Raw genomic sequence first — 1,324 nt, forward strand, 5'->3', positions numbered from 1 at the left:
GAAATAGATTAATCCCAAAAGCGATTGATCTCAATGATCCTTTTAACCGGTCATGGCTTTCCCAAACAAAAAAGGCTCCCCAGTGGGAGCCTTTTTTGTTTCTAAATCACGGTGCAGATTAAGTGCCGTTATGGTAAATAAGGAATATTGCTGGTCATACAGTAACAAAAGAAAGTGGTTGGTGTTGTTATTAGCACCTAAACACATTAAAAAATTATCACCAAATAAATACCTAAGATAAGCACCAGTCATGACGCCATTATCGAAAAAACGTATAAATAACGCACTACAAAAAGTTCAAGAGTATAAAGAAATCAGCTCAGTAGAATCAAAGGAGCTAGATATAGTGTGCCTACTTATTCGCATCTGTGGGTTGCAAACAAAGAAGATATCAGAAGAAGAACGCAAGACGCTGATTGACCATGCTACCGTGGTATTAGAGAGTGAAATGGAATTTACAGAGAAAATGAGAATGGATGAGCCAAGAGATATTTTAGCTCATCTTAAAGGAATACTAACAACTAGCTAAAAACCTTCGATTACAAATGGTTCAGATAAAAGATCTAGAAATAGCCCGCTGATAAACGGGCTATTCTTTAATCTAATTAAAAAGCATTCAAGGCTAGTGAGTAAGTTGGCTCATCAGTTATCTCTTTAACCAACTCTGAATGTGTCACTTTTCCATCAGTATTCACACATACGATTGCACGAGTTACTAAACCTCTAAGAGCACCCTCTGGAATTAACACTCCGTAAGTCTCTGCAAAGTCAGAGTTACGGAAGGTAGATGCATGTTGAACATTCTCAACACCTTCAACTTCACAGAAGCGACCTACAGCAAAAGGCAAGTCGGCTGATACACATAAAACCGTTGTATTTTTAAGTTTTGAAGCTTCTTCATTAAATTTCTTAACGCTAGATGCACAAACAGGAGTATCAATACTCGGGAATATGTTAATGATTACGTTCTGGCCTTTAAATGATGAGAGTGTCAAATCAGATAAATCCGAAGCCGTTAGAGAGAAATCTGGAGCCTGACTGCCTACAGTTGGAATAGAGCCTACAACTTTAACTGGGTTTCCTTGAAAAGTTACTTGTTCCATATTTACCTTCTTTTTATATGATATAGCTAATAAAAGCATAGCGTTGAGGTGAGCCATAAAAACTCAATATTAATTTGGCGTCAATTAAAATACGGCACATCGGAGCAGGTTCAATTAATGACCTGAAAAATCGGTGTTCATTATTCCTATTATGGTAAATAGCAAGGTTTGCTATCAGAAACAGCCCTCAGAACCCCTCAAACGCTCTTAGCGAAGATTTT

At 37.4% G+C, this 1,324-nt stretch carries 2 protein-coding genes; one reads left to right on the forward strand and one right to left on the reverse strand.

The genetic code is table 11. The features are described from left to right. The first annotated feature begins 250 nt into the window (after positions 1 to 250). Complete coding sequence (locus tag ACED60_RS25635; protein ID WP_371705192.1) at positions 251 to 529, forward strand: hypothetical protein; 279 nt, start codon at positions 251 to 253, stop codon at positions 527 to 529. A 76-nt stretch (positions 530 to 605) separates the two neighbouring features. Here ACED60_RS25635 and tpx read toward each other — a convergent pair whose 3' ends face one another. Continuing rightward, a complete protein-coding gene (gene tpx, locus ACED60_RS25640; protein WP_371705191.1) occupies positions 606 to 1,103 on the reverse strand; it encodes a thiol peroxidase in 498 nt (165 codons plus the stop codon). Between the last annotated feature and the right edge of the window lie 221 nt (positions 1,104 to 1,324).

The sequence above is a fragment of the Vibrio sp. 1F279 genome (genome assembly GCF_041439815.1).
GTDB lineage: Bacteria > Pseudomonadota > Gammaproteobacteria > Enterobacterales > Vibrionaceae > Vibrio > Vibrio tasmaniensis_A.

Coding starts and splice junctions, on each gene's coding strand:
- tpx (WP_371705191.1), bottom strand. CDS start 1,103: ATGGAACAAGTAACTTTTCAAGGAAACCCAGTTAAAGTTGTAGGCTCT.
- ACED60_RS25635 (WP_371705192.1), top strand. CDS start 251: ATGACGCCATTATCGAAAAAACGTATAAATAACGCACTACAAAAAGTT.